Origin of the sequence: Promicromonospora sp. NPDC090134 (genome assembly GCF_044746965.1) — a bacterium.
Lineage (GTDB): Bacteria > Actinomycetota > Actinomycetes > Actinomycetales > Cellulomonadaceae > Promicromonospora.
Genome location: NZ_JBIVCZ010000001.1, coordinates 700667 through 723575, shown reverse-complemented (window position 1 = coordinate 723575; position 22909 = coordinate 700667). Strand labels below are relative to the sequence as shown.

15 protein-coding genes are annotated in these 22909 nt (G+C 72.2%); 9 read left to right on the top strand and 6 right to left on the bottom strand.

Annotated features, from left to right (window positions below; genetic code table 11):
* Positions 1-234 precede the first annotated feature (234 nt).
* Genes ACIPN7_RS03160 through ACIPN7_RS03150 form a run of 3 tightly spaced genes read right to left on the bottom strand, consistent with a single transcriptional unit; the run spans position 235 to position 5695 of the window.
* On the bottom strand, positions 235-1929 hold the full coding sequence (locus tag ACIPN7_RS03160) for an FAD-dependent oxidoreductase (RefSeq protein ID WP_400537885.1): 1695 nt from the start codon (positions 1927-1929) through the stop codon (positions 235-237).
* On the bottom strand, positions 1926-4364 hold the full coding sequence (locus ACIPN7_RS03155; RefSeq protein WP_400537883.1) for a molybdopterin oxidoreductase family protein: 2439 nt from the start codon (positions 4362-4364) through the stop codon (positions 1926-1928). The genes ACIPN7_RS03160 and ACIPN7_RS03155 overlap by 4 nt, the downstream gene beginning before the upstream one ends.
* 2 nt (positions 4365-4366) lie before the next feature.
* Positions 4367-5695: an MFS transporter gene (locus ACIPN7_RS03150; protein ID WP_400537881.1), complete on the bottom strand. Its 1329-nt coding sequence runs from the start codon at positions 5693-5695 to the stop codon at positions 4367-4369.
* A gap of 257 nt (positions 5696-5952) precedes the next feature.
* Between ACIPN7_RS03150 and ACIPN7_RS03145 the strand changes: the two genes are divergently transcribed.
* Genes ACIPN7_RS03145 through ACIPN7_RS03125 form a run of 5 tightly spaced genes read left to right on the top strand, consistent with a single transcriptional unit; the run spans position 5953 to position 14098 of the window.
* A complete protein-coding gene (locus ACIPN7_RS03145; protein ID WP_400537879.1) occupies positions 5953-9744 on the top strand; it encodes a nitrate reductase subunit alpha in 3792 nt (1263 codons plus the stop codon).
* Positions 9741-11396: a nitrate reductase subunit beta gene (narH, locus tag ACIPN7_RS03140; protein ID WP_400537877.1), complete on the top strand. Its 1656-nt coding sequence runs from the start codon at positions 9741-9743 to the stop codon at positions 11394-11396. Before ACIPN7_RS03145 ends, narH begins: the two co-directional genes overlap by 4 nt.
* The gene (gene narJ, locus ACIPN7_RS03135) at positions 11393-12124 is read left to right on the top strand and encodes a nitrate reductase molybdenum cofactor assembly chaperone (RefSeq protein WP_400537875.1); all 732 of its coding nucleotides are present in this window, start codon (positions 11393-11395) and stop codon (positions 12122-12124) included. Before narH ends, narJ begins: the two co-directional genes overlap by 4 nt.
* Positions 12115-12879: a respiratory nitrate reductase subunit gamma gene (gene narI / locus ACIPN7_RS03130; RefSeq protein ID WP_400537873.1), complete on the top strand. Its 765-nt coding sequence runs from the start codon at positions 12115-12117 to the stop codon at positions 12877-12879. Before narJ ends, narI begins: the two co-directional genes overlap by 10 nt.
* Before the next feature lies 1 nt (position 12880).
* A complete protein-coding gene (locus tag ACIPN7_RS03125) occupies positions 12881-14098 on the top strand; it encodes a nitrate/nitrite transporter (protein ID WP_400537871.1) in 1218 nt (405 codons plus the stop codon).
* Positions 14099-14126: 28 nt separating this feature from the next.
* Here the strand turns inward: ACIPN7_RS03125 and ACIPN7_RS03120 are convergent, their stop codons facing one another.
* A complete protein-coding gene (locus ACIPN7_RS03120; protein WP_400537869.1) occupies positions 14127-14516 on the bottom strand; it encodes a VOC family protein in 390 nt (129 codons plus the stop codon).
* Between the two features lie 90 nt (positions 14517-14606).
* On the opposite strand from ACIPN7_RS03120, the gene glp reads away from it, so the two are divergent.
* The 4 genes from glp to ACIPN7_RS03100 are packed head-to-tail and all read left to right on the top strand — an operon-like array spanning position 14607 to position 17377.
* On the top strand, positions 14607-15911 hold the full coding sequence (gene glp / locus ACIPN7_RS03115; RefSeq protein WP_400537867.1) for a gephyrin-like molybdotransferase Glp: 1305 nt from the start codon (positions 14607-14609) through the stop codon (positions 15909-15911).
* Complete coding sequence (locus ACIPN7_RS03110; RefSeq protein WP_400537865.1) at positions 15908-16528, top strand: molybdenum cofactor guanylyltransferase; 621 nt, start codon at positions 15908-15910, stop codon at positions 16526-16528. Before glp ends, ACIPN7_RS03110 begins: the two co-directional genes overlap by 4 nt.
* 1 nt (position 16529) lies before the next feature.
* The gene (locus tag ACIPN7_RS03105) at positions 16530-16778 is read left to right on the top strand and encodes a DUF6457 domain-containing protein (RefSeq protein ID WP_285107604.1); all 249 of its coding nucleotides are present in this window, start codon (positions 16530-16532) and stop codon (positions 16776-16778) included.
* A gap of 50 nt (positions 16779-16828) precedes the next feature.
* Positions 16829-17377 (top strand): methylated-DNA--[protein]-cysteine S-methyltransferase, encoded by a 549-nt coding sequence (locus tag ACIPN7_RS03100; RefSeq protein WP_400537863.1) that lies wholly within the window; start codon positions 16829-16831, stop codon positions 17375-17377.
* 16 nt (positions 17378-17393) lie between these two features.
* Here the strand turns inward: ACIPN7_RS03100 and ACIPN7_RS03095 are convergent, their stop codons facing one another.
* Together ACIPN7_RS03095 and ACIPN7_RS03090 are read right to left on the bottom strand one after the other, a co-directional pair.
* Positions 17394-19700, bottom strand: coding sequence for a hypothetical protein (locus ACIPN7_RS03095; protein ID WP_400537861.1), 2307 nt, complete (start codon positions 19698-19700; stop codon positions 17394-17396).
* Positions 19701-19747: 47 nt separating this feature from the next.
* Positions 19748-22771, bottom strand: a complete 3024-nt coding sequence (locus ACIPN7_RS03090; protein ID WP_400537859.1) for a hypothetical protein — start codon at positions 22769-22771, stop codon at positions 19748-19750.
* Positions 22772-22909 lie beyond the last annotated feature (138 nt).

The following is a 22909-nucleotide window of genomic DNA, read 5'->3' as shown; positions in this document are numbered from 1 at the left end:
CTGCTGATTTACCTCAGCCGGACAATCAGTCTGAGCAAGCTTCCGCGGGTCATGGTCGAACGAAATTCGGCCCACCCGGCACCCTTCGCAACAGTGCTGTCCACCCCACGGCCGCCCCCATAACGGCACTCCCCGGCCGCTGGGCTGAAGTGCGTTTCTACCCAGTCATTGGGCCTGAAAACCGCGTGATTCCGGGCGCAATGACTAGGTAGAAGCGCACTTCCCCGACCTGGCTCACGCCGGTTCCGGGACCGCCTCCTCCGACGCGCGGAGCCAGTCGACCAGGCCGCAGACGGCGTCCTTGCAGGAGCCGCAGCCCGTCGTCGCGCGGGTCTCGCGCACGACCTCCTCGACCGAGTGCGCACCCGGCGGGCACGCGCCCGCGATGTCGCCCTTGGTCACGCCGTTGCAGCGGCACACCACGGCGTCCTCGGGCATGTGCTCGGGGGACGACGCCGGGGCCGCCGCCGCCATCACCGGGGTGAGCAGCAGGAACGCCGGGTCCAGCGGCGCGGGGGTGCGACGCGTGTAGGCGGCGGTGAGGTCGGCGGCCACGCGCGGGTCGCCCACGCACGTGGCGCCCACGAGGATGCCGTCGGACACCACGACCTCGATGTACCGGCCCGCCCTCGGGTCGGCGAGGCGGATCGCCCGCTGCGTCAGCTCGTCCGGGCGCGACGGGCCGCAGACCCCCATCGTGGTGACGCTGAGCGGGCCGGCCTTGACCTTCACGACGTCGGTCCCGCGCGTGTCGATCCCCCGGTCCGTCTGCGCGCGGCTCGTCGTCGCGCCGCTGGTCAGCAGGGCTCCGAGACGTACCGCCATGCTGGGCTGGGCGCCGTCGTGGGGCAGCCGCAGGTGCGCCGGCGCACCGACCCGCGAGGCAGCCGACGTCGCGCCGGCCGGCGTGACCGGCTCCACCAGCGAGACCAGCTGCTCCGCCAGGCGGCGCGCCTGGTCCCAGCCCTCCGCGACGAGCCCCCTCGAACCGCTCGGGGGCTGCGCGCAGTCGCCGATCGCGTGCACGCGCGGGTCGTCCGGGCTGGCGAGGTCGTACCCGACGACGACGCCGCGGTCCGTCGTCAGCCCCGCGGCGGCGGCGAGGCCGGTCTCGGGGATGGTGCCGACCGAGAACACGATCAGGCGCGCCGCGACCACCTCGTCGCGCACGGCAGCGCCCGCCGACGAGCCGCCCGCCGACACAGCGCCCGCCGAGGTCCCGGCCGCGTTGTCCCGGACCCGGATGCCGACGGCGCGGCCGCCCGCCACGAGCACCTCGCTGGAGATGCTGTTCGGCCGCACGGTCACGCCCTGGCCCTCCAGGCCGGCCCGGACGACGTCGGCCGCCTCCGGGACGAGCTGGCGCTCCATGATGGCCTGGACGTTGTGGACGAGCGTCACGTTCAGGCCGCGGCCGGCGAGGCCGACGGCGGCCTCGAGGCCCAGCACGCCGCCGCCGACCACCACGGCGCGCGGCGAGTTGACGGTGGCGGCCACGATCTCGCGGGCGTCGTCGAGGTTGCGCAGTGCGTGCACCCCGGCGGGCAGGTCGCCGTCGGGCGTGCGCAGGCCCGGGATCGGCGGGATGCGGGCTGCCGCGCCGGTCGCCAGCACCACGTGGTCGTAAGGGTGCACGGTGCCGTCGTCGGCGTGCACCACGCGCGACTCCCGGTCGATCGACGTCGCGGTGACCCCCCGGCGCACGCTGACGCGGGCGCCGTCGGGCAGGGGCATCGTGATGGCCGCGACGTCGGTGCGGCCGGCCACCACGTCGCTCAGCAGCACGCGGTTGTACGGCTCGTACGGCTCGCTGCCGAGCACCGTGATGTCGAAGGCCTCGGGCTCACGGCGCAGCAGCTCGTCGACGAGCCGCGAGCCGACCATCCCGAAACCCACCACGACGACCTTCACAGGGACACGCAGGTTCATGTCGAGAGCTCCTTCTGTCGGGTGCCCGGCCGGTCGAGCGTGTCGACCGCCGGAGCGTCCACCACCGCGGCGTCCACCACCGAGACGTCCACCGCGCACACCTTGAACTCCGGCATCCCGGAGATCGGGTCGGTGGCGTCCGTCGTCACCTGGTTGACCGACCCGACGCCGCTCCAGTGGAACGGCATGAAGACGGTGTCGGGACGCACGGCATCGGTCCAGCGCGCCGTCGCCTCGACCCGGCCACGGGCGCTGGTGAGGCGCACGCGGGCGCCGTCGGGCACGCCGATGCGGAAGCCCAGCACCGGGTGCAGCTCCACGTACGGCTCGGCCACGAGGCGCTCCAGCTCCGCGACCCGGTGCGTCTGCGCACCCGACTGGTAGTGCTGCAGCACGCGGCCCGTGACCAGGTAGACCGGGGCGTCGGGGCGCACCTCGTCGCTCGGGCCCACGTGGTCGACGGCGACCATGCGCGCCCGCCCGTCGGGCGTCCCGAACCGGTCGAGGAAGAGCCGCGGAGTCCCGGGGTGCGCCGCGACCGCCGGGACCGGCCAGAACAGGCCCGGGCCGCCGGCCGCCTCGTCGGCGTCGAGCCGCGCGTGGGACAGCCCGGAGTAGTCGGCGGGGCCGCCCGCGGAGGCGCGGGCGAGCTCGTCGAAGACCACGGCGGGGTCCGTCGGGAAGGCGAGCGCATCGTCCGCGCCGAGCCGGCGCGCGAGCTCCGCGAGGATCCACAGCTCGGAGCGCGCCTCGCCCGGCGCCCGTACGGCGGCCCGACGGCGGATGACGCGCCCCTCGAGCGACGTCATGGTGCCCTCCTCCTCGGCCCACTGGGTCACGGGGAGCACCACGTCGGCCAGCAGCGCCGTCTCGCTCGGGACGAAGTCGCAGACCACGAGGAGGTCGAGGCTGCGCAGCCGGTCGATCACGCTGCCCGCGTTCGGGGCGCTGACCACGAGGTTGGACCCGTGCACCAGCAGCGCCCGCGGGCGGCCGGGGGTGGTCGCGCCGTCGGGGTCCACGGCCCCGAGGGACCGGAGGAGCTGCACCGCCGGCAGGCCGGGACCCGGCAGCGACGCGGGGTCCACGCCCCAGACGGCGGCGACGTGCTCGCGCGCGGCGGGGTCGTCGATCTTGCGGTAGCCCGGGAGCTGGTCGGCCTTCTGGCCGTGCTCGCGGCCGCCCTGCCCGTTGCCCTGCCCCGTGATCGCGCCGTAGCCCGAGCCGACGCGCCCCGGCAGGCCGAGCGCCAGTGCCAGGTTGATCGCGGCGGTCACCGTGGCGGTGCCCTGCGTGGACTGCTCGACGCCGCGCCCGGTCAGCACGTACGCGCCCGTGCCGCCGTGTACCGGGGCGGCGGCGGCCAGCAGGCGGGCCACACGGCGCAGCTCGTCGGCGGGCACGCCCGAGACCGTCTCGACCCGCTCGGGCCACCAGCCCGCGACCGAGCGGGCGACGTCGTCGAATCCCGTGGTGCGCTCCGCCAGGTATACCCGGTCGGCGAGCCCCTCGGCGAGCAGCACGTGCAGCAGCCCGAGCAGCACCGCGAGGTCCGTGCCGGGCACGGGGGCGAGGTGCACGCCCTGAGCCGCCCCGGCTCCCTGCGCTGCGGCGCCCGCGCTCCCCTGCCCGCCCGACGCCGGGTCCTCCGTGAGCCGGGCCGTCGCGGACCGCCGCGGGTCCACGACCACGAGCCCACCCGTCGCACGCGCCCCGGCGAGGTGCTGGACGGCGGGCGGCATGGTCTCGGCAACGTTCGAGCCGAGGAGCAGCACGGCCTGGGCGCCGCCGAGGTCGGACAGCGGGAAGGGCAGGCCGCGGTCGACGCCGAACGACCGGTTCATCCCGGCCGCCGCGGACGCCATGCAGAAGCGCCCGTTGTAGTCGATGTTCGGCGTGTGCAGCACGGTGCGCGCGAACTTGCCGAGCATGTACGCCTTCTCGTTGGTCAGCCCGCCGCCGCCGAACACGGCCACGGCCTGCGGGCCGTGCTCCGCCCGGATGCGCGCCAGCCGGCCGGCCACCAGATCGAGTGCCACGTCCCAGGAGACGGGGACCAGCGGACTGACTCGCCGGCCCTCGTCGGCCGAGTCAGCCGGCTGGTCGGACCAACCCGCTGACTCGCCACGCCGTTCGGCCGAGTCAGCCGGCTGGTCCGCACCCATCAGCAGGGACTGGCGGACCAGCGGCATCGTGATCCGGTCGGCCGCCCCGAGCACGGCCGCCGACGTCCACCCCTTCTGGCACAGCCCGCCCCGGTTGGTGGGAAAGTCGCGCGGCTGCACCTCGGGCACGCCGGGCACACCGGCGCCCCGCACACCGGCGCCCCGCTCGTCGGCGTCCGGCGCCGCCGCGCGCGGCGTCAGCGACATCCCGCACTGCAGCGCGCAGTAGGGGCAGTGCGACTCGACCGCGGTTCCGGGGGAGGCGAGCATGCTCAGACCCGTGCCGCGGCCATGGCGCCGCGCCCGTAGACCAGCCAGCAGACCGTGGCCATCACGACGTACACGCCGATGAACAGCCACAGCGCGGGCACGATCGACCCGGCCACCGTGGTGGACAGGGCGAACCCGCGCGGGATGAGGAACCCGCCGAACGCCCCGATCGCCCCGGCGATGCCGATGCAGCCGGCCGCGGCCTTCGCCGTGCCGCCGCCGGCCCGGAACACCGCCGGGATCATCCGGTAGACGGAGCCGTTGCCCACGCCGGTGGCCACGAACAGGCCGAGGAACGAGCCGAAGAAGAGCGGGAAGCTCCCCGACCCGAGGGCCAGGATCGCACCCACGGCCCCGAGCGCCATCACGGCGAAGGCGCCGATGGTCACGACAGCGCCGCCGACGCGGTCGGCGAGGATGCCACCGAGCGGGCGCGCGACCGACCCGACGAGCGCCCCCAGGAACGCGAGCGGGATGGCGACCTCCGGGAACTGCGCGGCCAGGAGCGTCGGGAAGGCGCCCGCGTAGCCGATGAACGACCCGAACGTGCCGATGTAGATGAAGCTGATGACCCACGTGTGCTTGTGGTGCACCGCCACGGCGAACGAGCGCGGGTCCGCCTTGGCCGAGGAGAGGTTGTCCATCCAGCGCCAGGCGAGGAACGCGGCCAGCAGGATGAACGGGATGAAGATCAGCCCGGCCCGGTCGAGCGCCACGCCCGCCCCGGCGACGATCACGAGCGGCACGGCGAGCTGCACGGCGGCCGTGCCGATGTTGCCGCCGGCGGCGTTCCAGCCGAGCGCGGCGCCCTTCTCCTTCTCGGGGAAGAAGAACGAGATGTTCGCCATCGACGACGCGAAGTTGCCGCCGCCCAGGCCCGCGAGCGCCGCGGCGCCGAGCAGCACGGGGAACGGCGTGGTCGGGTCGCCGACCGTGAGGATGAGCGCGGTCGTGGGCAGCAGGAGGAGCAGCGCCGAGACGATGGTCCAGTTGCGGCCGCCGAACACGGGGACGGCGAAGGTGTAGGGGATGCGCAGGGTGGCGCCGACGAGGCTGGGGACCGAGATGAGCCAGAACATCTGGTCGACCGTGAGGTCGAAGCCCGCGGCGGGAAGCTGGGGCACGACGATCGACCAGACGGCCCAGATCCCGAACCCGAGGAACTCGGCGAAGATCGACAGGACGAGGTTGCGCCGGGCGGTGCGGCGTCCGCCGTCCTCCCAGAGCGTCTTGTCCTCGGGGTCCCAGTGCTCGATCCAGCGTCCGGTGCGGCGCTGGACGGCGGACTCGCTCGGCGTGGGTGCCTGGTCGCGTGTGATCGGAGTGGACACGTCGTCCTCCCTGCATGGGCGTATGCCCGACGACGCCGGGCGCGCCCGGACCGACAGGTGCCGGTTCCGGGGCCGGCCCGACGTCGGACCGACGGCTATGAAACTAGGGAGGCGGTGTTTCATCGCCCGTCCAAGAGCAGTTAATCGACCGTAAGGAAGAACGCACAGGCGGCCGGCCCGGGGTGTGAGGGGTTGCCCGCGGCATCCGCGCGCAGGTCAGGTCGCGCATTCCTGAGCCTCAGGTGAAACTGACCAGGATGGCCACCGAGGACGCGCTCGTCAGGCTGGGTCGACACCTCCGCCGCGGGGAGGTGTCCGAGGACCTGCGCAGGCTCTACCTGGAGGGCGGCCGGGGCGGCGACTCCTTCTACCGGGACCGGTGGTCGCACGACAAGGTGGTCCGCTCGACGCACGGCGTGAACTGCACCGGGTCGTGCTCGTGGAAGGTGTACGTCAAGGACGGCATCATCACGTGGGAGACCCAGCAGACCGACTATCCGTCGGTGGGTCCGGACTCCCCCGAGTACGAGCCGCGCGGCTGCCCGCGCGGCGCCGCGTTCTCCTGGTACACCTACTCGCCCACGCGCGTGCGCTACCCGTACGTGCGGGGCGTGCTGCTGGAGGCCTACCGGGCGGCGCGGGCCCGCACCGAGGACCCGGTCCGCGCCTGGGCCGAGGTCACGGGCGACCCCGCCGTCGCGAGCGCGTACAAGCGGGCGCGCGGCAAGGGCGGGCTGGTCCGGGCGACGTGGGAGGAGGCCGCGGAGATCGTCGCGGCGGCCCACGTGCACACCATCAAGGAGCACGGGCCGGACCGCATCGCCGGGTTCTCGCCGATCCCCGCGATGTCGATGGTCTCCCACGGGGTCGGCGCCCGGTTCGTGCAGATGCTCGGCGGCACGATGCTCAGCTTCTACGACTGGTACGCGGACCTGCCCGTGGCCTCCCCGCAGGTGTTCGGCGACCAGACCGACGTGCCGGAGTCGGCGGACTGGTGGAACGCCGCCTACCTGATCATGTGGGGCTCGAACATCCCCGTGACGCGCACGCCGGACGCGCACTTCATGACCGAGGCCCGGTACCGGGGCCAGAAGGTCGTGGCGGTCTCCCCCGACTACGCGGACAACACGAAGTTCGCCGACGCGTGGCTCGCCCCGCACCCGGGGACGGACGGCGCGCTCGCCCTGGCGATGGGGCACGTGATCCTGCGCGAGTACCTCGTGGACCGGCGCACGGAGCGCTTCGAGCGGTACCTCAAGCAGTACAGCGACTCGCCGTTCCTGGTGCGGCTGGACCCCGTGCCGTCGTCCGGCGCGGGGCAGCACGCGGCGGGCGACCCCGAGATCGCGTACGTCCCGGGCAAGTTCCTCACGGCGGCCGACCTGTCGGACGACGTCCTGCCCGGCGTCACCACGGAGGCGAACTCGCACTTCAAGCCCGTGCTGCTCGACGCCGACGGCCGGCCCGTGGTGCCGAACGGCACCCTGGGCCACCGCTACGGCGAGGCCGACGAGGGGCGCTGGAACCTGGACCTGGGCGACGTCGACCCTGCGCTCAGCATCGCTGACCTCCCGGCGGGCGGCCCGGCCGAGCCGGTCGCCGTCGCGCTCCCGCGGTTCGACATCGTCCCCGGCCCGGACGACGACGCCCACACCGGCGGCAAGGGCGTGGTCGTGCGCGGCGTGCCGGCGCGCCGCGTCGGCGGGCACCTCGTGACCACGGTGTTCGACCTGATGCTCGCCCAGTACGGCGTGGGCCGGCCCGGCCTGCCGGGCGACTGGCCCGTGGACTACGACGACCCCGCGCCCGGCACCCCGGCGTGGCAGGAGGAGATCACGGGCGTCCCGGCGGCCGCGGCGGCGCGGATCGGGCGGGAGTTCGCGCAGAACGCCGTCGACTCCGACGGCCGGTCGATGATCATCATGGGCGCCGGCACCAACCACTGGTTCCACTCGGACACGATCTACCGGGCCTTCCTGGCACTGACCACGATGACCGGCTGCCAGGGCGTGAACGGGGGCGGCTGGGCGCACTACGTGGGTCAGGAGAAGTGCCGCCCCGTGACGGGCTGGGCCCAGTACGCGGGCGGGCTGGACTGGGTGCGTCCGCCGCGGCAGATGATCGGCACGGCCTTCTGGTACCTCGCGACCGACCAGTGGCGGTACGACGGCCTCCCCGCCGACACCCTGGCCTCGCCCCTGGCCCCGGGCACGTTCGCGGGGCGGACGACGGCGGACACGCTCGTGGACTCGGCGCAGCGCGGCTGGATGCCGAGCTACCCCACGTTCGACCGCAACCCGCTGGACCTGGCCGACGAGGCCCGCGTCGCGGGCCGGCCCGTGGCCGAGCACGTGGTCGAGGAGCTGAAGGCGGGGCGGCTGCGGTTCGCCGTCGAGGACCCGGACGACCCGGCCAACTTCCCGCGCGTGCTGACCGTGTGGCGGGCCAACATCCTGGGGTCGAGCGGCAAGGGGAACGAGTACTTCCTCAAGCACCTGCTGGGCACCGACTCGGCGGTGTTCGCGGAGGAGTCCGCGCCGGACCGGCGTCCGGCCACCATGACCTGGCGGGACGAGGCCCCGCGCGGCAAGCTCGACCTGCTGGTGACGCTGGACTTCCGGATGACGAGCACCACGCTGTTCTCCGACGTCGTGCTGCCCGCCGCGACCTGGTACGAGAAGCACGACCTGTCCTCCACGGACATGCACCCCTTCGTGCACGCGTTCAGCCCCGCCATCGACCCGCCCTGGCAGACCAAGACCGACTTCGCCGCGTTCCACGCGATCGCGCGCAAGGTCTCGGCGATGGCGGTGCACCACCTGGGCGTGCGGCACGACGTCGTCGCCTCGCCCCTGGCGCACGACACCCCCGACGAGATGGCGGTGGCGCACGGCACGGTGACCGACGCCGACGTCCCGTTCCGCGAGCGCCACCTGGTGCCGGGCGTGAACATGCCCAAGATCGTCGAGGTCGAGCGGGACTACCCGGCCTTCGCGGCGCGGATAGCGGCGCTGGGTCCGCTGACGGACGGCGTCGGCATGGTCACCAAGGGCGTGTCGTTCTCGCCGGACGCCGAGGTGCGGCGGCTCGGCGAGGTCAACGGGCTGGTCCCCGACGGGCCCGTTGCCGGGCGGCCGCGGCTGGACCGCGACACGCACGCCTGCGAGGCGATCCTGGCGCTGAGCGGCACCACGAACGGCCGCCTGGCGGTCCAGGGGTTCGAACGCGTGGAGCGCCGCACCGGCCGCCCGCTGGCCGACCTCGCCCGCGAGGACGAGGGCCGGCGGATCACGTTCGCCGACGTCCAGGCCCGGCCCACCCCCGTGATCACGTCGCCCGAGTGGTCGGGCAGCGAGCACGGCGGACGCCGGTACAGCGCGTTCGTGGTGAACGTCGAACGGCTCAAGCCGTGGCACACCCTGACCGGCCGGCAGCACTTCTACCTGGACCACGACTGGCTGGTGGAGCTGGGCGAACAGCTCCCGGTGTTCCGCCCGCCGCTGGACATGCACCGGCTGTTCCCGGACTCCCCCGAGCTGTCGGGGCCCCGGGGCGACACGGCGCGGGGTGGCTTGGCGGGCGGCGAGGCCGAGGTCGTCGTCCGCTACCTCACGCCCCACTCGAAGTGGTCCATCCACTCCGAGTACCAGGACAACCTGTTCATGCTGTCGCTCTCGCGCGGCGGGCCGAACATCTGGATGTCGCCGGGCGACGCCGAGCGGATCGGCGTCGCGGACAACGAGTGGGTCGAGGCCGTGAACCGCAACGGCGTGGTGGTCGCGCGGGCCGTGGTGAGCCACCGCATGCCGGAGGGCACCGTCTACATGCACCACGCCACCGACCGCACGGTCGACGTGCCGATCGCGGAGGCGTCGGGCCTGCGCGGCGGCATCCACAACTCGCTGACGCGGATCCTGCTCAAGCCGTCCCACCTGGCCGGCGGGTACGCCCAGCTCTCCTACGCCTTCAACTACCTGGGGCCCACGGGCAACCAGCGCGACGAGGTGACCGTGGTCCGCCGTCGCAGCCAGGAGGTGCGCTATTCATGAAGGTCATGGCCCAGATGTCGATGGTGATGAACCTCGACAAGTGCATCGGCTGCCACACGTGCTCGGTGACGTGCAAGCAGGCCTGGACCAACCGGTCCGGCATGGAGTACGTCTGGTTCAACAACGTGGAGACCCGGCCCGGGCTGGGTTACCCGCGCACGTACCAGGACCAGGACGAGTGGCACGGCGGCTGGGTCCGGACCAAACGGGGGCGCCTCAAGCTCCGGGCGGGCGGCCGGCTGAAGAAGCTCGCGACCATCTTCGCCAGCCCCAAGATGCCGTCCATCCAGGACTACTACGAGCCCTGGACCTACGAGTACGACATGCTGCTGTCCGCCCCGCAGGGCGCCCACACCCCGGTGGCGCGGCCCACGTCCCTGCTCACGGGCAAGGACATGAAGATCGAGTGGTCGGCCAACTGGGACGACGACCTCGCCGGCTCCACCGCGACGATGCGCGACGACCCGGTGCTCAAGCACATGAGCGAGCACGTGGCCGAGGAGCTCGAGCAGACGTTCATGTTCTACCTGCCCCGCATCTGCGAGCACTGCCTCAACCCGGCGTGCGTCGCGTCCTGCCCGTCGGGCGCCATGTACAAGCGGGCCGAGGACGGCATCGTGCTCGTGGACCAGGAGGCCTGCCGCGGCTGGCGGCAGTGCGTCACCGGCTGCCCGTACAAGAAGGTCTACTTCAACCACAAGACCGGCAAGGCCGAGAAGTGCACGCTCTGCTACCCGCGCATCGAGGTGGGCCTGCCCACGGTCTGCTCGGAGACGTGCGTGGGCCGCCTGCGCTACCTGGGCCTCGTGCTGTACGACGCCGACCGGGTCACCGAGGCCGCGTCCGTCGAGGACGAGCACGAGCTCCTGGCCGCCCAGCGGTCGGTGTTCCTGGACCCGGACGACCCCGAGGTGGTCGCCGCCGCGCGCCGCGAGGGCATCCCCGAGGACTGGATCGAGGCCGCACAGGCCTCCCCGATCTGGAAGCTCATCAACGACTACGAGGTGGCGCTCCCGCTGCACCCCGAGTACCGCACGCTGCCCATGGTCTGGTACATCCCGCCGCTGTCGCCCGTGGTCGACGTCGTCGCCAGCTCCGGGAACGACGGCGAGGACCCGCGCACGCTCTTCGCGGCCATCTCGAAGCTGCGCATCCCGCTGGAGTACCTCGCGGGCCTGTTCACCGCGGGCGACACGCGGCCCGTCGAGCGGGTGCTGCGCCGGCTCGCCGCCATGCGCTCCTACATGCGCGACGTGAACCTGGGCAATCCCCCGAACGAGGAGACCGCGAGCGCCGTCGGCATGACGGGCGCGCAGGTCGAGGAGATGTACCGGCTGCTGGCGATCGCCAAGTACCAGGACCGGTACGTGATCCCCACGGCGCACGCCGAGCAGGCCCGCGACCTGGAGGAGATCGCGTGCTCCCTGGACTACGAGGGCGGCCCGGGCATGGGCGGTGCCGGACCCCTCGGGGAGTCGTCGGGCCCGCCCGTCCCGGTCGCCGTGGAGAACTTCCACGCGCTCTCCTCCCGGCAGACCGCCGACTCGCCGAACGGCCCGTCCACCCCCGGCCGGGTCAACCTCCTGAACTGGGACGGCAACGGACGGCCGGACGGCCTCTTCCCGCCGGACGACGAGGGGCGGGCGCCGTGAGCCTGTCGTTCCTGCCCCGCCCCAGGCTCCGCCGCGGAGCTCGCTCCTCCACGGCAGGCGAGCCCCTCGCCCCGGTCCCCCTGTCCGACGGCGACCGCCGGCTCGCCCACATGGCCGCCTCCCTCCTGCTCGCCTACCCCGACGAGCACGCGGTGCGGGCCGCGCACGAGGTGCGCGCCGCCGTCGGGCACCTGCCGCCGCCCGTGGCCGAACGGCTGACCGGCCTGGCCACCGCCGTGGTCGACGGCGACCTCGGCACGCTCCAGTCCGCCTACGTCGCCACGTTCGACCTCAAGCGCCGCTGCACGCTCTACCTCTCCTACTTCGCCGCCGGCGACACGCGGCGGCGCGGAGCCGCCCTGCTCCGGTTCGCCGAGGCGTACCGCGCCGTCGGCTGGGAGGTCACCCGGGGCGAGCTGCCCGACCACCTCGGCAGCGTCCTCGAGCTCTCCGCCCGGGCCGACGACGACGGCGCCCGCATCGTCGGGGCACTCCTTGCCGCCCACCGCGACGGCATCGAGGTGCTCCGGCAGGCGCTCGCCGCCGAGGGCTCGCCGTGGGTCGCTGCGGTCGAGGCGGTCTGCCTCACGCTCCCGCCCGTCGACGCGCGGACGCTGGACCGCGTGGCGTCGCTCGTGGCGGAGGGCCCGCCCGCGGAGCTGGTCGGCCTGTCCGGCCTCCCGGGCTTCGGGGCGGACGACGAAGGGGGTCCTCCGCCGTGGACGTGATGCTCTGGGTGGTGCTGCCGTACGTGACCTTCGCCGTGCTGGTCGTCGGGTCGGTGTGGCGCTACCGGTACGACCGGTTCGGCTGGACCACCCGGTCGTCCGAGCTGTACGAGAAGCGGCTGCTGCGCATCGGGTCGCCGCTGTTCCACCTCGGCCTGCTCGTGGTGATCCTCGGGCACGTCGCAGGGCTCGTGGTCCCGGCGTCGTGGACCGAGGCGGTCGGCATCCCGGAGGACGTCTACCACCTGGTGGCGGCGCTGGCGGGGTCGGCGGCGTCCGCGGTGCTCGTGCTGGGGCTGCTCATCCTGATCTACCGCCGCCGGACCACCGGCGCCGTGTTCCTCGCGACGACCGTGATGGACAAGGTCATGTACGCGATGCTCGCGCTGTCGGTGCTGTCCGGGGCGTGGGCGACCGCCACCACGCAGCTCGTGACCGAGCACGGCTACGACTACCGGCAGACCATCTCGCCCTGGTTCCGCTCGCTCTGGTACCTCCAGCCACAGCCCGAGCTGATGGCAGGCGTTCCTGTCGCGTTCCAGGTGCACGTCGTGGCCGCGTTCCTGCTGTTCGCGCTGTGGCCGTTCACGCGCCTCGTGCACGCGTTCTCCGCCCCGGTGCCGTACCTGTTCCGGCCGTACGTCGTGTACCGGTCGCGCGACGCCGCCGGCACCGGCGCCGCCCCCGGCGGGTCCGGCACGCACCGCCCCCGTCCCGGCTGGGAGCCGCCCACCGGACCCCGCGGGAGGAGCTGACATGGCGCAGGCACCACCCACCCGGGCGAGCCGCCGGGCCGAGACGAGCGGGACGTCGTCGAGCGTGCAGCTGGCGCTGGCCACTGTCGGCTTCGCGGTCAACTTCTGGGCGTGGGCGCTGATCAGCCCGCTCGGCAAGGCGTACGGGGTCGAGTACAGCCTGTCGGAGATCCAGCAGTCGGTGCTCGTCGCGGTGCCCGTGCTGGTCGGGTCCGTGGGCCGGATCCCCGTGGGTGCCCTGACCGACCGCTTCGGGGCGCGGACGATGTTCCCGCTCGTGAGCGCGCTGACGATCGTCCCGGTGTTGTTCGTCGGGCTGGTCGCCGACTCGTACGCCGCGCTGATCATCGGCGGGTTCCTGCTGGGCCTGGGCGGCACGACCTTCGCGATCGGCGTCCCGTTCGTCAACGCGTGGTTCGCGCCCGAGCGGCGGGGCACCGCCCTGGGGATCTTCGGTGTCGGGATGGGCGGTACGGCGGTCTCGTCGTTCACCACCGTGCCGCTGGCCGACGCCTACGGGCGCTGGGCGCCGTTCGTGCTGGTCGCGGCGATCCTGGCGGTCTTCGCGATCGCCTCGTGGTTCCTGCTGCGCGACGCCCCGGGACGCACCGCCGGCGCCACGGGCGGCATACTGGCGCGCACCTGGTCCCTGCTCAAGCTGCCCGCCACGCTGGAGCTCGCCTGGCTGTACGCGGTCGGGTTCGGCGGGTTCGTCGCGTTCAGCGTGTACCTGCCGACGTTCCTCGCCAACGCCTACGACCTCACCGCCACCGACGCCGCGACCCGCACCGCCGGGTTCGTCGTGCTCGCCGTGGTGATGCGCCCGGTCGGCGGGATGCTGTCCGACCGGCTCGGACCCGTGAACGTGTCGGTCTGGTGCTTCGCCGCCGTGACCGCGCTGGCCGCCGTCGTGGCGTTCCAGCCAGGACTGGTCCCTGTGGGCACCATCGCGTTCCTCGGCCTCGCCGCGGCCCTCGGTGCGTCGTCGGGCGCCACGTTCGCCCTGGTCGCCAAGGTGGCACCCGCCGACAAGGTCGGCGCGGTGACCGGCATCGTCGGCGCGGCCGGCGGGCTCGGCGGGTTCGTGCCGCCCCTGATCATGGGCGCGGTCTACCAGCTCAACGGCGACTACGGCATCGGGTTCGCGCTGCTCGCGGCGACGGGCCTGGCGACGCTGCTGTTCACGCTGGGGCCGGTACGGCGGGGCGCGCGGGCCTGAGCCCTCGCACCGAGCGGCCCACGCGGCGTCACGGCGCAGGCGTCAGGATCTCGACGCGGTTGCCGGCGCCGTCGAAGGCGTGGAAGCGCTCGTAACCGTCGAAGGTGTGGCGGTCGGCCCACGTCACCTCGTGGCCGAGCTCTTCCAGGCGGGCGCCGACCGACTCGAGCTGCGCCACGTCGTCGACGACGAGGGCGGGGTGCGCCTTGCGTGCCGGGACGAACGGTTCCTCGACGCCGACGTGGATCTCGGCGACCGTGCGCCCGTCCTCGTCGTAGTCGCGGAACCAGCAGCCGCCCCGGACGGCCAGCGCCGGAGGCTTCGGAACCTCGGTCAGGCCGAGGCCATCGCCGTAGAAACGGCGGACGGCGTCCTCGCCGCCCGCCGGGCAGGCGACCTGGATGTGGTGGAGGCGCATACCCGCGATCATGGCACGCTCACAGCGGCAGCCGACAAACTGTGCGTCCGGTGAAACCCGTGCAGCGCAGCACTGTCCTAGGGTCGGACCATGGAGCCGCAGGTACGGGGCGTCACCGAGCATCTCGAGCGGGTGCTCGCCCTGGTCGCGCCCCTGCCGGCCGGGCACTGCGACCTGACCGGGGCGCTGGGCGAGGTGGTGGCCGAGGACCTGTACGCGTCGGCGTCCGTGCCGCCCTTCGACAGCGCTGCGATGGACGGGTACGCCGTGCGCCTGACGGACCTGCCGCCCGACGGTTCTTCGGTGACCCTCCGGGTCACCGGGGACGTCACCGCTGGTCCGGGCGATCCAGCCGGTGTCGGGCCGGGCCAGGCCGTGCGCATCATGACGGGCGCGCCGCTGCCGCCGGGCGCGGATGCCGTGGTGCCCGTGGAACACACGTCGACCGGGCGGTTCGTCGCAGGTGCGCCCCGGTCGGAGGACTCCGTCGTGCTCGCCCGGCGTCCGCGGGCGCACGTCCGGGGCGCCGGCGAGGACGTCCGGCAGGGAGACCTGCTGGCGCGCGCAGGCACGGAGCTGACGGCGCCGCTGGTCGGCGCGCTGGCCGCGTCGGGCGCGGTGCGCATCCGGGTCCGACGGCGGCCGCTGGTCGCCGTGATCTCCACGGGTTCAGAGCTGGTGCCGGTCGGCGGGGCGCTCGGCCCGGGTCAGATCACGGACTCCAACGGCCCCATGCTCGCGGCGGCGGCCCAGGCAGGTGGGGCCGACGTCGTCCGGCTGGGGCCGGTGACGGACGATCCCGCGGCCCTGCGCGCCGCGCTCGACGCGGCGCGCGTCGGTGGCGCAGACCTGATCGTGACCGCGGGCGGCGTATCAGCGGGCGCGGCGGACGTGGTGCGCGAGGTGCTGGCGGCGTCGGGTCCGGCGGCGGGCGGCGTGACGGACGCCGACGTCACGAGCGTCGCGATGTCGCCCGGCAAGCCGCAGGCGCTGGCACGCTGGGGCGGCGTCCCCTGGCTGGCCCTGCCCGGCAACCCCGTGGGCGCGTACGCGTCTTTCGAGCTGTTCGCGCGGCCCGCGATCGACCGGCTCCGGGGCCTCGGGATCGCGGCGGAAGGCTTGCCCAGCCAGGGACGTAACGCCGAGCGAGCATTGCTACCTCTCCGTTACCCCCTCGGCCACGCACACCGTTCCCTCCGCGCCGCCGCCGGCTGGTCCAGCCCCGCCGGCCGGCTCCAGGCGCTGCCCGTCCGGTGGGTCGACGGCGGCGTCGAACCCGCCGGATCGCACCACTCCCTGTCCGCGCTGGCCGCCGCGGACGGCCTCGCCCTCGTGCCGCCGGACGTCGAGAAGGTGCGGGCCGGGGACGTCGTCCAGGTGCTGATGCTGCAATGACCAGGACCGCGCCCCGGGTCGGGTACGACGCCGTGGTGCTGGCCGGGGGCCGGGCCTCCCGGCTGGACGGCACCTCCAAGGCGGGCCTCGTCGTGGGCGGGACGCGGCTGCTCGACCGTGCGCTCGCGGCGAGCGCACGGGCTCGCCGGGTCGTGGTCGTGGGACCGCCGGAGCTGGCGCGCGCGCTGCCGGCCCGCGACCCGGCGTCGGGCTATGCAGGGCCCACACCCCTCCTGACCAGGGAGGATCCACCGTTCGGCGGGCCCGTGGCCGGCCTCGCCGCCGGGCTGCGCGCCCTGCCGGCCCCGGGCGCGCCGTGGGTCCTGCTCCTCGCCGTGGACGTGCCGCGCGCCGCGCGGGCGATCGCGCACCTCGAAGAGGCCGTTTCACGTGAACCGGCGGACGGTGCCTATCTGACGCGCGGGGGTCGGGCCCAGTGGTTGGTCGGCCTCTACCGCCGCGCGGCACTCGACGGTGCGCTGGACGGGATCGAGACGGACGGGGCACCGATGAAGCGGCTGGTCGGCGCGCTCCGGTGCACCGAGGTGCCGGACCCGGCAGGCTGGAGCGACGACATCGACACCCCCGCCGACGTGGCCCGCTACCGGAAGACATGAGATGACAGACCTCAAGCAGTGGATCTCCGACCTGGAGTCGGAGCTGGGCCTCCCCACCGGCACCATCGACATGAAGAAGGTCCTTGACCTCGCCCGGGACGCCGCCCACGCCGTCGAGCGTCCGGCAGCCCCGCTGACCACGTACGCCGTCGGCTACGCCGACGGCCTGGCCGCGGCCGGAGCGCTCGTCGCCGAGCCGGACCCGACGCAGAAGGCGACCGACCTGGCGGCCCGGTGGACCACCGACTGACCTTTGAAGCAGTCGCGGCAGTGTCAGTGGTCCGGCCTATCGTGTGACGCATGGACCGGAACAGGCTCGAGTTCGCGGTGGTCCCCACCGCGATCGGCGAGTGCGCGCTCGTCTGGAACGAGGACGCGGAGATCGTGGGCTCGACGCTGCCCCACGGCAGCGCCGACCAGGTACGGGGCGCAGTGCGCGGCTGGTACCCGGGCGTCGTCGAGGCCTCGCCCGCCCCGGTCGCGGCTGCCGTCGAGGCGCTGAAGCACCTGCTGGAGGACGGCGAGGGAGACCTCGCGGAGGTCCCCCTGAACATGAGCGCCGTGCCCGACTTCGACCGGCGTGTCTACGAGATCGTGCGCGCCATCCCGCCGGGCGAGACCCGCACGTACGGCGAGGTGGCGACGGAGCTCGGCGCGCCGGGCGCCGCCCAGGCCGTGGGCCAGGCGATGGGCCGCAACCCGTTCCCACCCATCGTGCCGTGCCACCGCGTGCTGGCAGCGGGCCGCCGCATCGGCGGGTTCTCGGCCCGCGGCGGCCCACGCACCAAGCTGCGCATGTTGGAGAAGGAGGGCGTCTACCTGGAGCAGCCCACGCTCTTCGATCTGTGAGCTGCCCCAGGTGCGCTCAGCGGACCACGCTGGTCAGTGCGCTGGTGACTGTCTTCGTCGTGTAGCCGGTGCGTGAGCCGGTGACCACGACGGCGACCCTCTTGCCCTTGGCGGAGGCAGGCACCTTGAAGTAGTAGTTGGTCGCGCCCTTGACCGCGACGCCGCCTACCTTCCACTGGTACTTCACCGTCGACGGCTGTGGCGTCCACGTGCCCCGCACCGCCTTGAGCGTGGAACCGACCTTGACGGTGCCCGTGATCGTGGTCGCCGGCGCAACGAACACGCCGGCCTTGACCGCGGCCGTCGCGGGGCTCGCCAAGGTCTTGGTCGTGTAGCCCGTCTTCGAGCCCGTGATCGCGACCGAGACCTTCTTGCCCTTGGCCGATGCCGGGACCGTCCAGGTCTTCGACGTCGCACCCGAGACCGCCTTGCCGTCCAGACGCCACTGGTACTTCACCGTCGTGGGCGTGGGGGTCCAGGTCCACCGGTTGGCCGTGAGGGTCTTGCCGACCTGGACGGTGCCGGCGACGGAGGGGGACCGGGAAGCCAGGAAGTTCGACCCGACGGTCAGCGTTCCTCGCCACTGCGCCGGGGCGGTCGGGGCGTACCAGCCCGAACCCATGTCAGGCCCGTACTTCGCCTTGAGCGCGTACTGGCCGTCCGGCAAGGCATTCGAGTCGATCGTCATCACTGCTGGATCGGTCGACTCGATGCGCGTGTAACCAAGGTTCACGTCGTCGTCGGTGTATCCCAGGTCGTCGTCGTCCTCGCCGATGATCGCCCGAAGAACTACCGACCCGGCGGGGACCGTGCCGTCCTCGACGTCGAGCTCGAAGGTGGCCGTGACCGCAGAGCCCGGCCGGTAGGTCGAAGGCACCGTAGCCGTCAGCTGCGTGGCCGCGGGCGGGAGCACCTCGAAGGTGGCGGTCGTGTACGTGAACCGTCCGAGCGGATTGATGAAGCCGAAGCCGAACTCCCTGGTGCCCGGCTGCTGCACCGTGCTCGACATGCTCACGTCGGTCTCGATCGGGACGGTGGCCGTCCCGTCAGTCAGCGGAAAGGCGCACTGCGCATCGGTCGACTCACCGAGGTCCACCAGGCAGAGCCGCCCTTCCGGGCGGTAGGTGCCGTCGTATGTGACCTCGACCTCGGCATCGACCCGCTGGCCGATCCGCACGCTGGCGGGGACCGTCACCTCGATGTCCAGGTCCAGAACCTCGTGCGCCCAGATCGCGTACGTGTCACCGGTCGCGGTCTCGCTGATGGCGATGAACCGATCGGTGCCGGTGGGAAAGTCCGGCAGTCGTAGTGGCTCGCCCCACGTCGTGAGGGAGCCGTCACTCAGGATGTATGCCCCGGTCCTAGCTCCCGCGGACAGCCCCACCACCTGGGACCCGGCCGGCGGCTGCGGTGGGACCAGGTCGGTGGTGCCGATCGCAGAAACAGCGCCGGCGCTGGACGTCGCCAGTCCGTAGATCCGGCCGGCGTCAACTCCCACGTACGTGGAACCGACCGTCGCCGCGTGGACCTCGCCGACGTAGGGATCTGCCCCCTCCGCATAACCACAGGTCACGACGGCGCCGTCGGACCGCAGCGCCATCCAGCTCCCGCCCGCCGCGCTGATCGCCGTGTAGTGCGTCCCCTGGGCCGGGACCCAGTGGTCCTGACACCTGAGTCGCGACTCGTCGACAGGCTTGGCGAATCCGATGACCTCGCCGTTGCCGCGAAGCGCATAGAACAGGTCGTCGCCCGCGGCGACGGCGGAGTAGCCGAGACCCTGCGGATCCTCCGGAAGGATCTGCTGCCACTCCCAGTAGTTGGTCGTGAGCTCGCCGTCACCCGTCACGACGAAGGCGGACCCGAAGCTCGAGCTACCCGCCATGCTGAGGACGCCGCTCTCCGCCGGCACGTCCGGCATCCAGTAGCCGGACTCGTCGAACTGTTCGATCGAGCCATCGCTCCGGTAGACCGCCGCGTACCGGGCCGACGAGACGAACGCCGTGTCCAGTACGCCGTCCTCGACGCTCATCTCGCCGGAGAACGGATATCCGCCGCCCTTGGTCATCGAGTACGACGGGCCTTCGATGGAGAACGGATCGAGCTGGATGAAGCGCCCGCCGACCGGCGCGGGCGTTCCCTCCTGCACGAAACCGTCGATGTAGGTGCTCTCGGCCTCCTGGGTCCCGGCGGGCTCGGTGCGAGGCGCTTCCTGCGCCGACGCCGTGGCCGGGAACGCCGCAGCGATCAGCGCGGTGGTTACCGCTCCTGCGATGAATGCGGGCATCGGCGCGCGATGTGACGCGCCCTTGTCCGTTTGGCGCATGGATGTCTCCTCGCTCGTGGGGTTACCTGGAGTCCTTGCGAATCGCATCAGCGGATCACACTCGTCAGTGCGCTGGTGACGGTCTTGGTCACGTAGCCCGTCCGCGAACCGGTGACCACGACGGCGACCCGCTTGCCCTTGGCCGAGGCGGGCACCTTGAAGAAGTAGTTCGTCGCGCCCTTGACCGCGACGCCGCCGACCTTCCACTGGTACTTCACCGTCGACGGCTGCGGCGTCCACGTGCCGCGCACGGCCTTGAGCGTGGAACCGACCTTGACGGTGCCCGTGATCTTGGTCGCCGGCGCAACGAACACTCCAGCCTTGACCGCGGCCGTCGCGGGGCTCGCGAGGGTCTTGGTGGTGTAGCCCGTCTTCGAGCCCGTGATCGCGACCGAGACCTTCTTGCCCTTGGCCGACGCCGGGACCGTCCACGTCTTCGACGTCGCACCGGAAACCGCCTTGCCGTCCAGACGCCACTGGTACTTCACAGTCGTCGGCGTCGGGGTCCAGGTCCACCGGTTGGCCGTGAGGGTCTTGCCGACCTGGACGGTGCCGGAGACGGACGGCAACCTCGACGGGGCGAACACCCCAAGGACCGGCTCTGTCTGGGTGCTCGTTCGCGTCAGGTTCGTGTAGTTCGCACGAGCCCCGGTCACGGCCACGTTGATTCGCTTGCCCAGCGCTGACTCAGGCACAGTGAGATTCGACGTCGTGGCACCGGCGATCGGTACACCATCGGCCATCCACAGATAAGTCGTCGAGGAAGGGACCGGTGTCCACGTTCCTCGGTTCGCGGTGAGCGTTGCACCGACCTGGGCTGTCCCGACGATCGTGACGGCAGGAGCCGAGAAAGCTGCTCGAACCACCTCGATCTGCTGGGAAGCAGCGGACGGCATCAGACGATCCGATCCGAGGTATGAGATCTCAAGTTGATGAGTACCTGCCGACACGCCACTCAGCAGCACCGGAACGGACACGCTGGCGCCGGAGGTACGAGTACGGTCGGCGCGACCGACCTCCACACCATCGATCTTGGCCACGAGCTCGCCTTCGACATCCGTGATGGTGCTGGGAACGACCGTGACGCCGACGGAGGTGTCCCGGCCGTACTCGAACCTGTTGGAGGTGGCGACACGTGTCGAGGTAGGGGCCTTGCGGATGGTCAGTGTCCCGGACCACTGGGAAGGCAGCGTCTCACCTGTGGGATGAGCGAGATCCCAGTCGGGCGTCGGAACCCAACGAACCGTGACCGGGTGCTCGCCAGGCGGCATCTCGTCGAGATGCACGTACACCAAGTCGGTCAGAACACCGGAGTCGTCGTCCCAGAGCTGGCCGGACGAACCCAGCACCGTGTCGTCCGCAGCAAGGATCTCAAAGCTGCCAACCCCCAGACGTGAGCCGTCGCGGGTCCTGACCGACACGTCGACGCCGAGCAGTGCGCTGTAGTCCGCATAGTCGACGACCAGTTCGGACTCTGCGGTCGTCACTGTCTCTGGCGTGGGCAGGACCGTCACCGTGCCCACCCATGATGTCGAAGCAGCCGGTCCCTCGGACCGATAGTCGACACGGACCCGCTGCCTGCCACCGACGGGGAGCACGCTCGTATCGATCTTCAGGCGCCCCTGATAGGAGCTTGTGTTCAGTGCCTCGCCGGTGGCCTCAGCGATCACCCTGAGCGAGCCGCCCTCGGTCGAGGCCCCGCCTTCGGCCGTCACGTGGGTCTGCACGTAAACGCCGGACTCACCCACGCTCCAGGACTCGGGCATGTCGACAGTCAGCGTCGAGGGCCTCTGCGACCGCACGACGAAGTCGACCGGAAGCACGGCGGTCGTGAAGGGCGGGCCGTCAAACCTCAGCGCGCGGTGGTAGGTGCCCGCCGGGGAAGCTCGAAATGTGAACGCCACGCGACCATCCACGACCTTCTTGGGAGCTCCCCACCACGTGGTGCCGTCATCGCGCACGTCTCCGAGACGTACCCAGCCGGATGGCGAAGTCCCGCCCGCTGTCCTGACAGCCACCTCGACGTCGGTCAGCTGGTTGTAGTCGACGGTGGTGGGTGACGTGACCTCCAGCTCGACCGCTGCCGCGTTGCCAGCTCGGATGAGCCACTTCGCCGATCCGTACTCGGAGACAGCGACCGCACCGAGCGGGCCGGGAAGGTCGGGCGGCGGAGCGGCCTCGGCTCCGCCCCACGTCAGGAGCGTTCCGTCGTCGAGAACCGCGGCGCCGCCAGAACCGTGCTCCGCGCTGGGGTACGTGACGTCTGCGGAAAGGCCGACCACAGCTCGTCCGACCGGGGCAGCAGCGGGCTCGGGAGCGGACCCGAAGCCAACGATGACGTTGTCGTCGCGCAGGGCGTACCCGAACCCCTGAGCGTTGCCGTCCGGGCCGCGCGCAACGTCAACGCCCACGAAACGAGTGCCCGCGGCCGGCGTGACCACCTGGGCGCTGCTGTTGCCGTAGCGGCAGTACACGACAGCGCCGTCTGAACGAACCGCGGCCCAGCTGAGATGGTCGGCATTGACAGCCGTGTACTTGAGCCCCGCCGGCGGAACAAACGCATCGGTGCACGTCAAGGGGAGTGAACTGGACCACCCGGCTTTGATGCCGACAATCTGCCCGTCCGACCTGACTGCATAGGCACCAGCCAGCCCGACGTCGACCGCACTGTAGGACATTCCGGCAGGCAGAGCCGGCACCTGCGGCGTCGGCACGTTTGGCCGGAGCACCGTGACGAGCACACCGTCTGAGCGAAGGAGGAAGCTCGCCCCGTTCTGTCCTGCGGACACCGCCGTGTACTCAAGGCCGTCGGGAAGCTCGGGAACCACGGGTTGCGACTGTTGATCGTCGTCCACCAACCCGACGACTCGGCCGTCGCTGCGCAAGAACATTGTGATCCCAGCGCTTCCCGTGCTGCCGGTCGAGACCGCTGTGTGCATCACACCGGGAGGCAGTTCCCATGCGTAAGTAGTGTCGTCGTCGGCCCTGAGGCCTAGACCGGCGCCCCATGGCACCGCCTGGCCGCCGTAGTCGGCGCGGGTGCCCTCCTGAATGAACCGGGGCGTCTCCACAGATGCATCTGCGACAGCTGTTGCGGCGGCAGGCTCTACTGCCAGCCCGACGACGAGGGCACCCGCAGCGCCGAAAGCAAAAAGTGATGAGAACGCTCGTCGCAACTGGGAGCGATCTCCGAACGACCGTGACATGGC

Coding starts and splice junctions, on each gene's coding strand:
- ACIPN7_RS03160 (WP_400537885.1), bottom strand. CDS start 1,929: ATGAACCTGCGTGTCCCTGTGAAGGTCGTCGTGGTGGGTTTCGGGATG.
- ACIPN7_RS03155 (WP_400537883.1), bottom strand. CDS start 4,364: ATGCTCGCCTCCCCCGGAACCGCGGTCGAGTCGCACTGCCCCTACTGC.
- ACIPN7_RS03145 (WP_400537879.1), top strand. CDS start 5,953: ATGGCCACCGAGGACGCGCTCGTCAGGCTGGGTCGACACCTCCGCCGC.
- narH (WP_400537877.1), top strand. CDS start 9,741: ATGAAGGTCATGGCCCAGATGTCGATGGTGATGAACCTCGACAAGTGC.
- ACIPN7_RS03125 (WP_400537871.1), top strand. CDS start 12,881: ATGGCGCAGGCACCACCCACCCGGGCGAGCCGCCGGGCCGAGACGAGC.
- ACIPN7_RS03120 (WP_400537869.1), bottom strand. CDS start 14,516: ATGCGCCTCCACCACATCCAGGTCGCCTGCCCGGCGGGCGGCGAGGAC.
- glp (WP_400537867.1), top strand. CDS start 14,607: ATGGAGCCGCAGGTACGGGGCGTCACCGAGCATCTCGAGCGGGTGCTC.
- ACIPN7_RS03110 (WP_400537865.1), top strand. CDS start 15,908: ATGACCAGGACCGCGCCCCGGGTCGGGTACGACGCCGTGGTGCTGGCC.
- ACIPN7_RS03105 (WP_285107604.1), top strand. CDS start 16,530: ATGACAGACCTCAAGCAGTGGATCTCCGACCTGGAGTCGGAGCTGGGC.
- ACIPN7_RS03100 (WP_400537863.1), top strand. CDS start 16,829: ATGGACCGGAACAGGCTCGAGTTCGCGGTGGTCCCCACCGCGATCGGC.
- ACIPN7_RS03095 (WP_400537861.1), bottom strand. CDS start 19,700: ATGCGCCAAACGGACAAGGGCGCGTCACATCGCGCGCCGATGCCCGCA.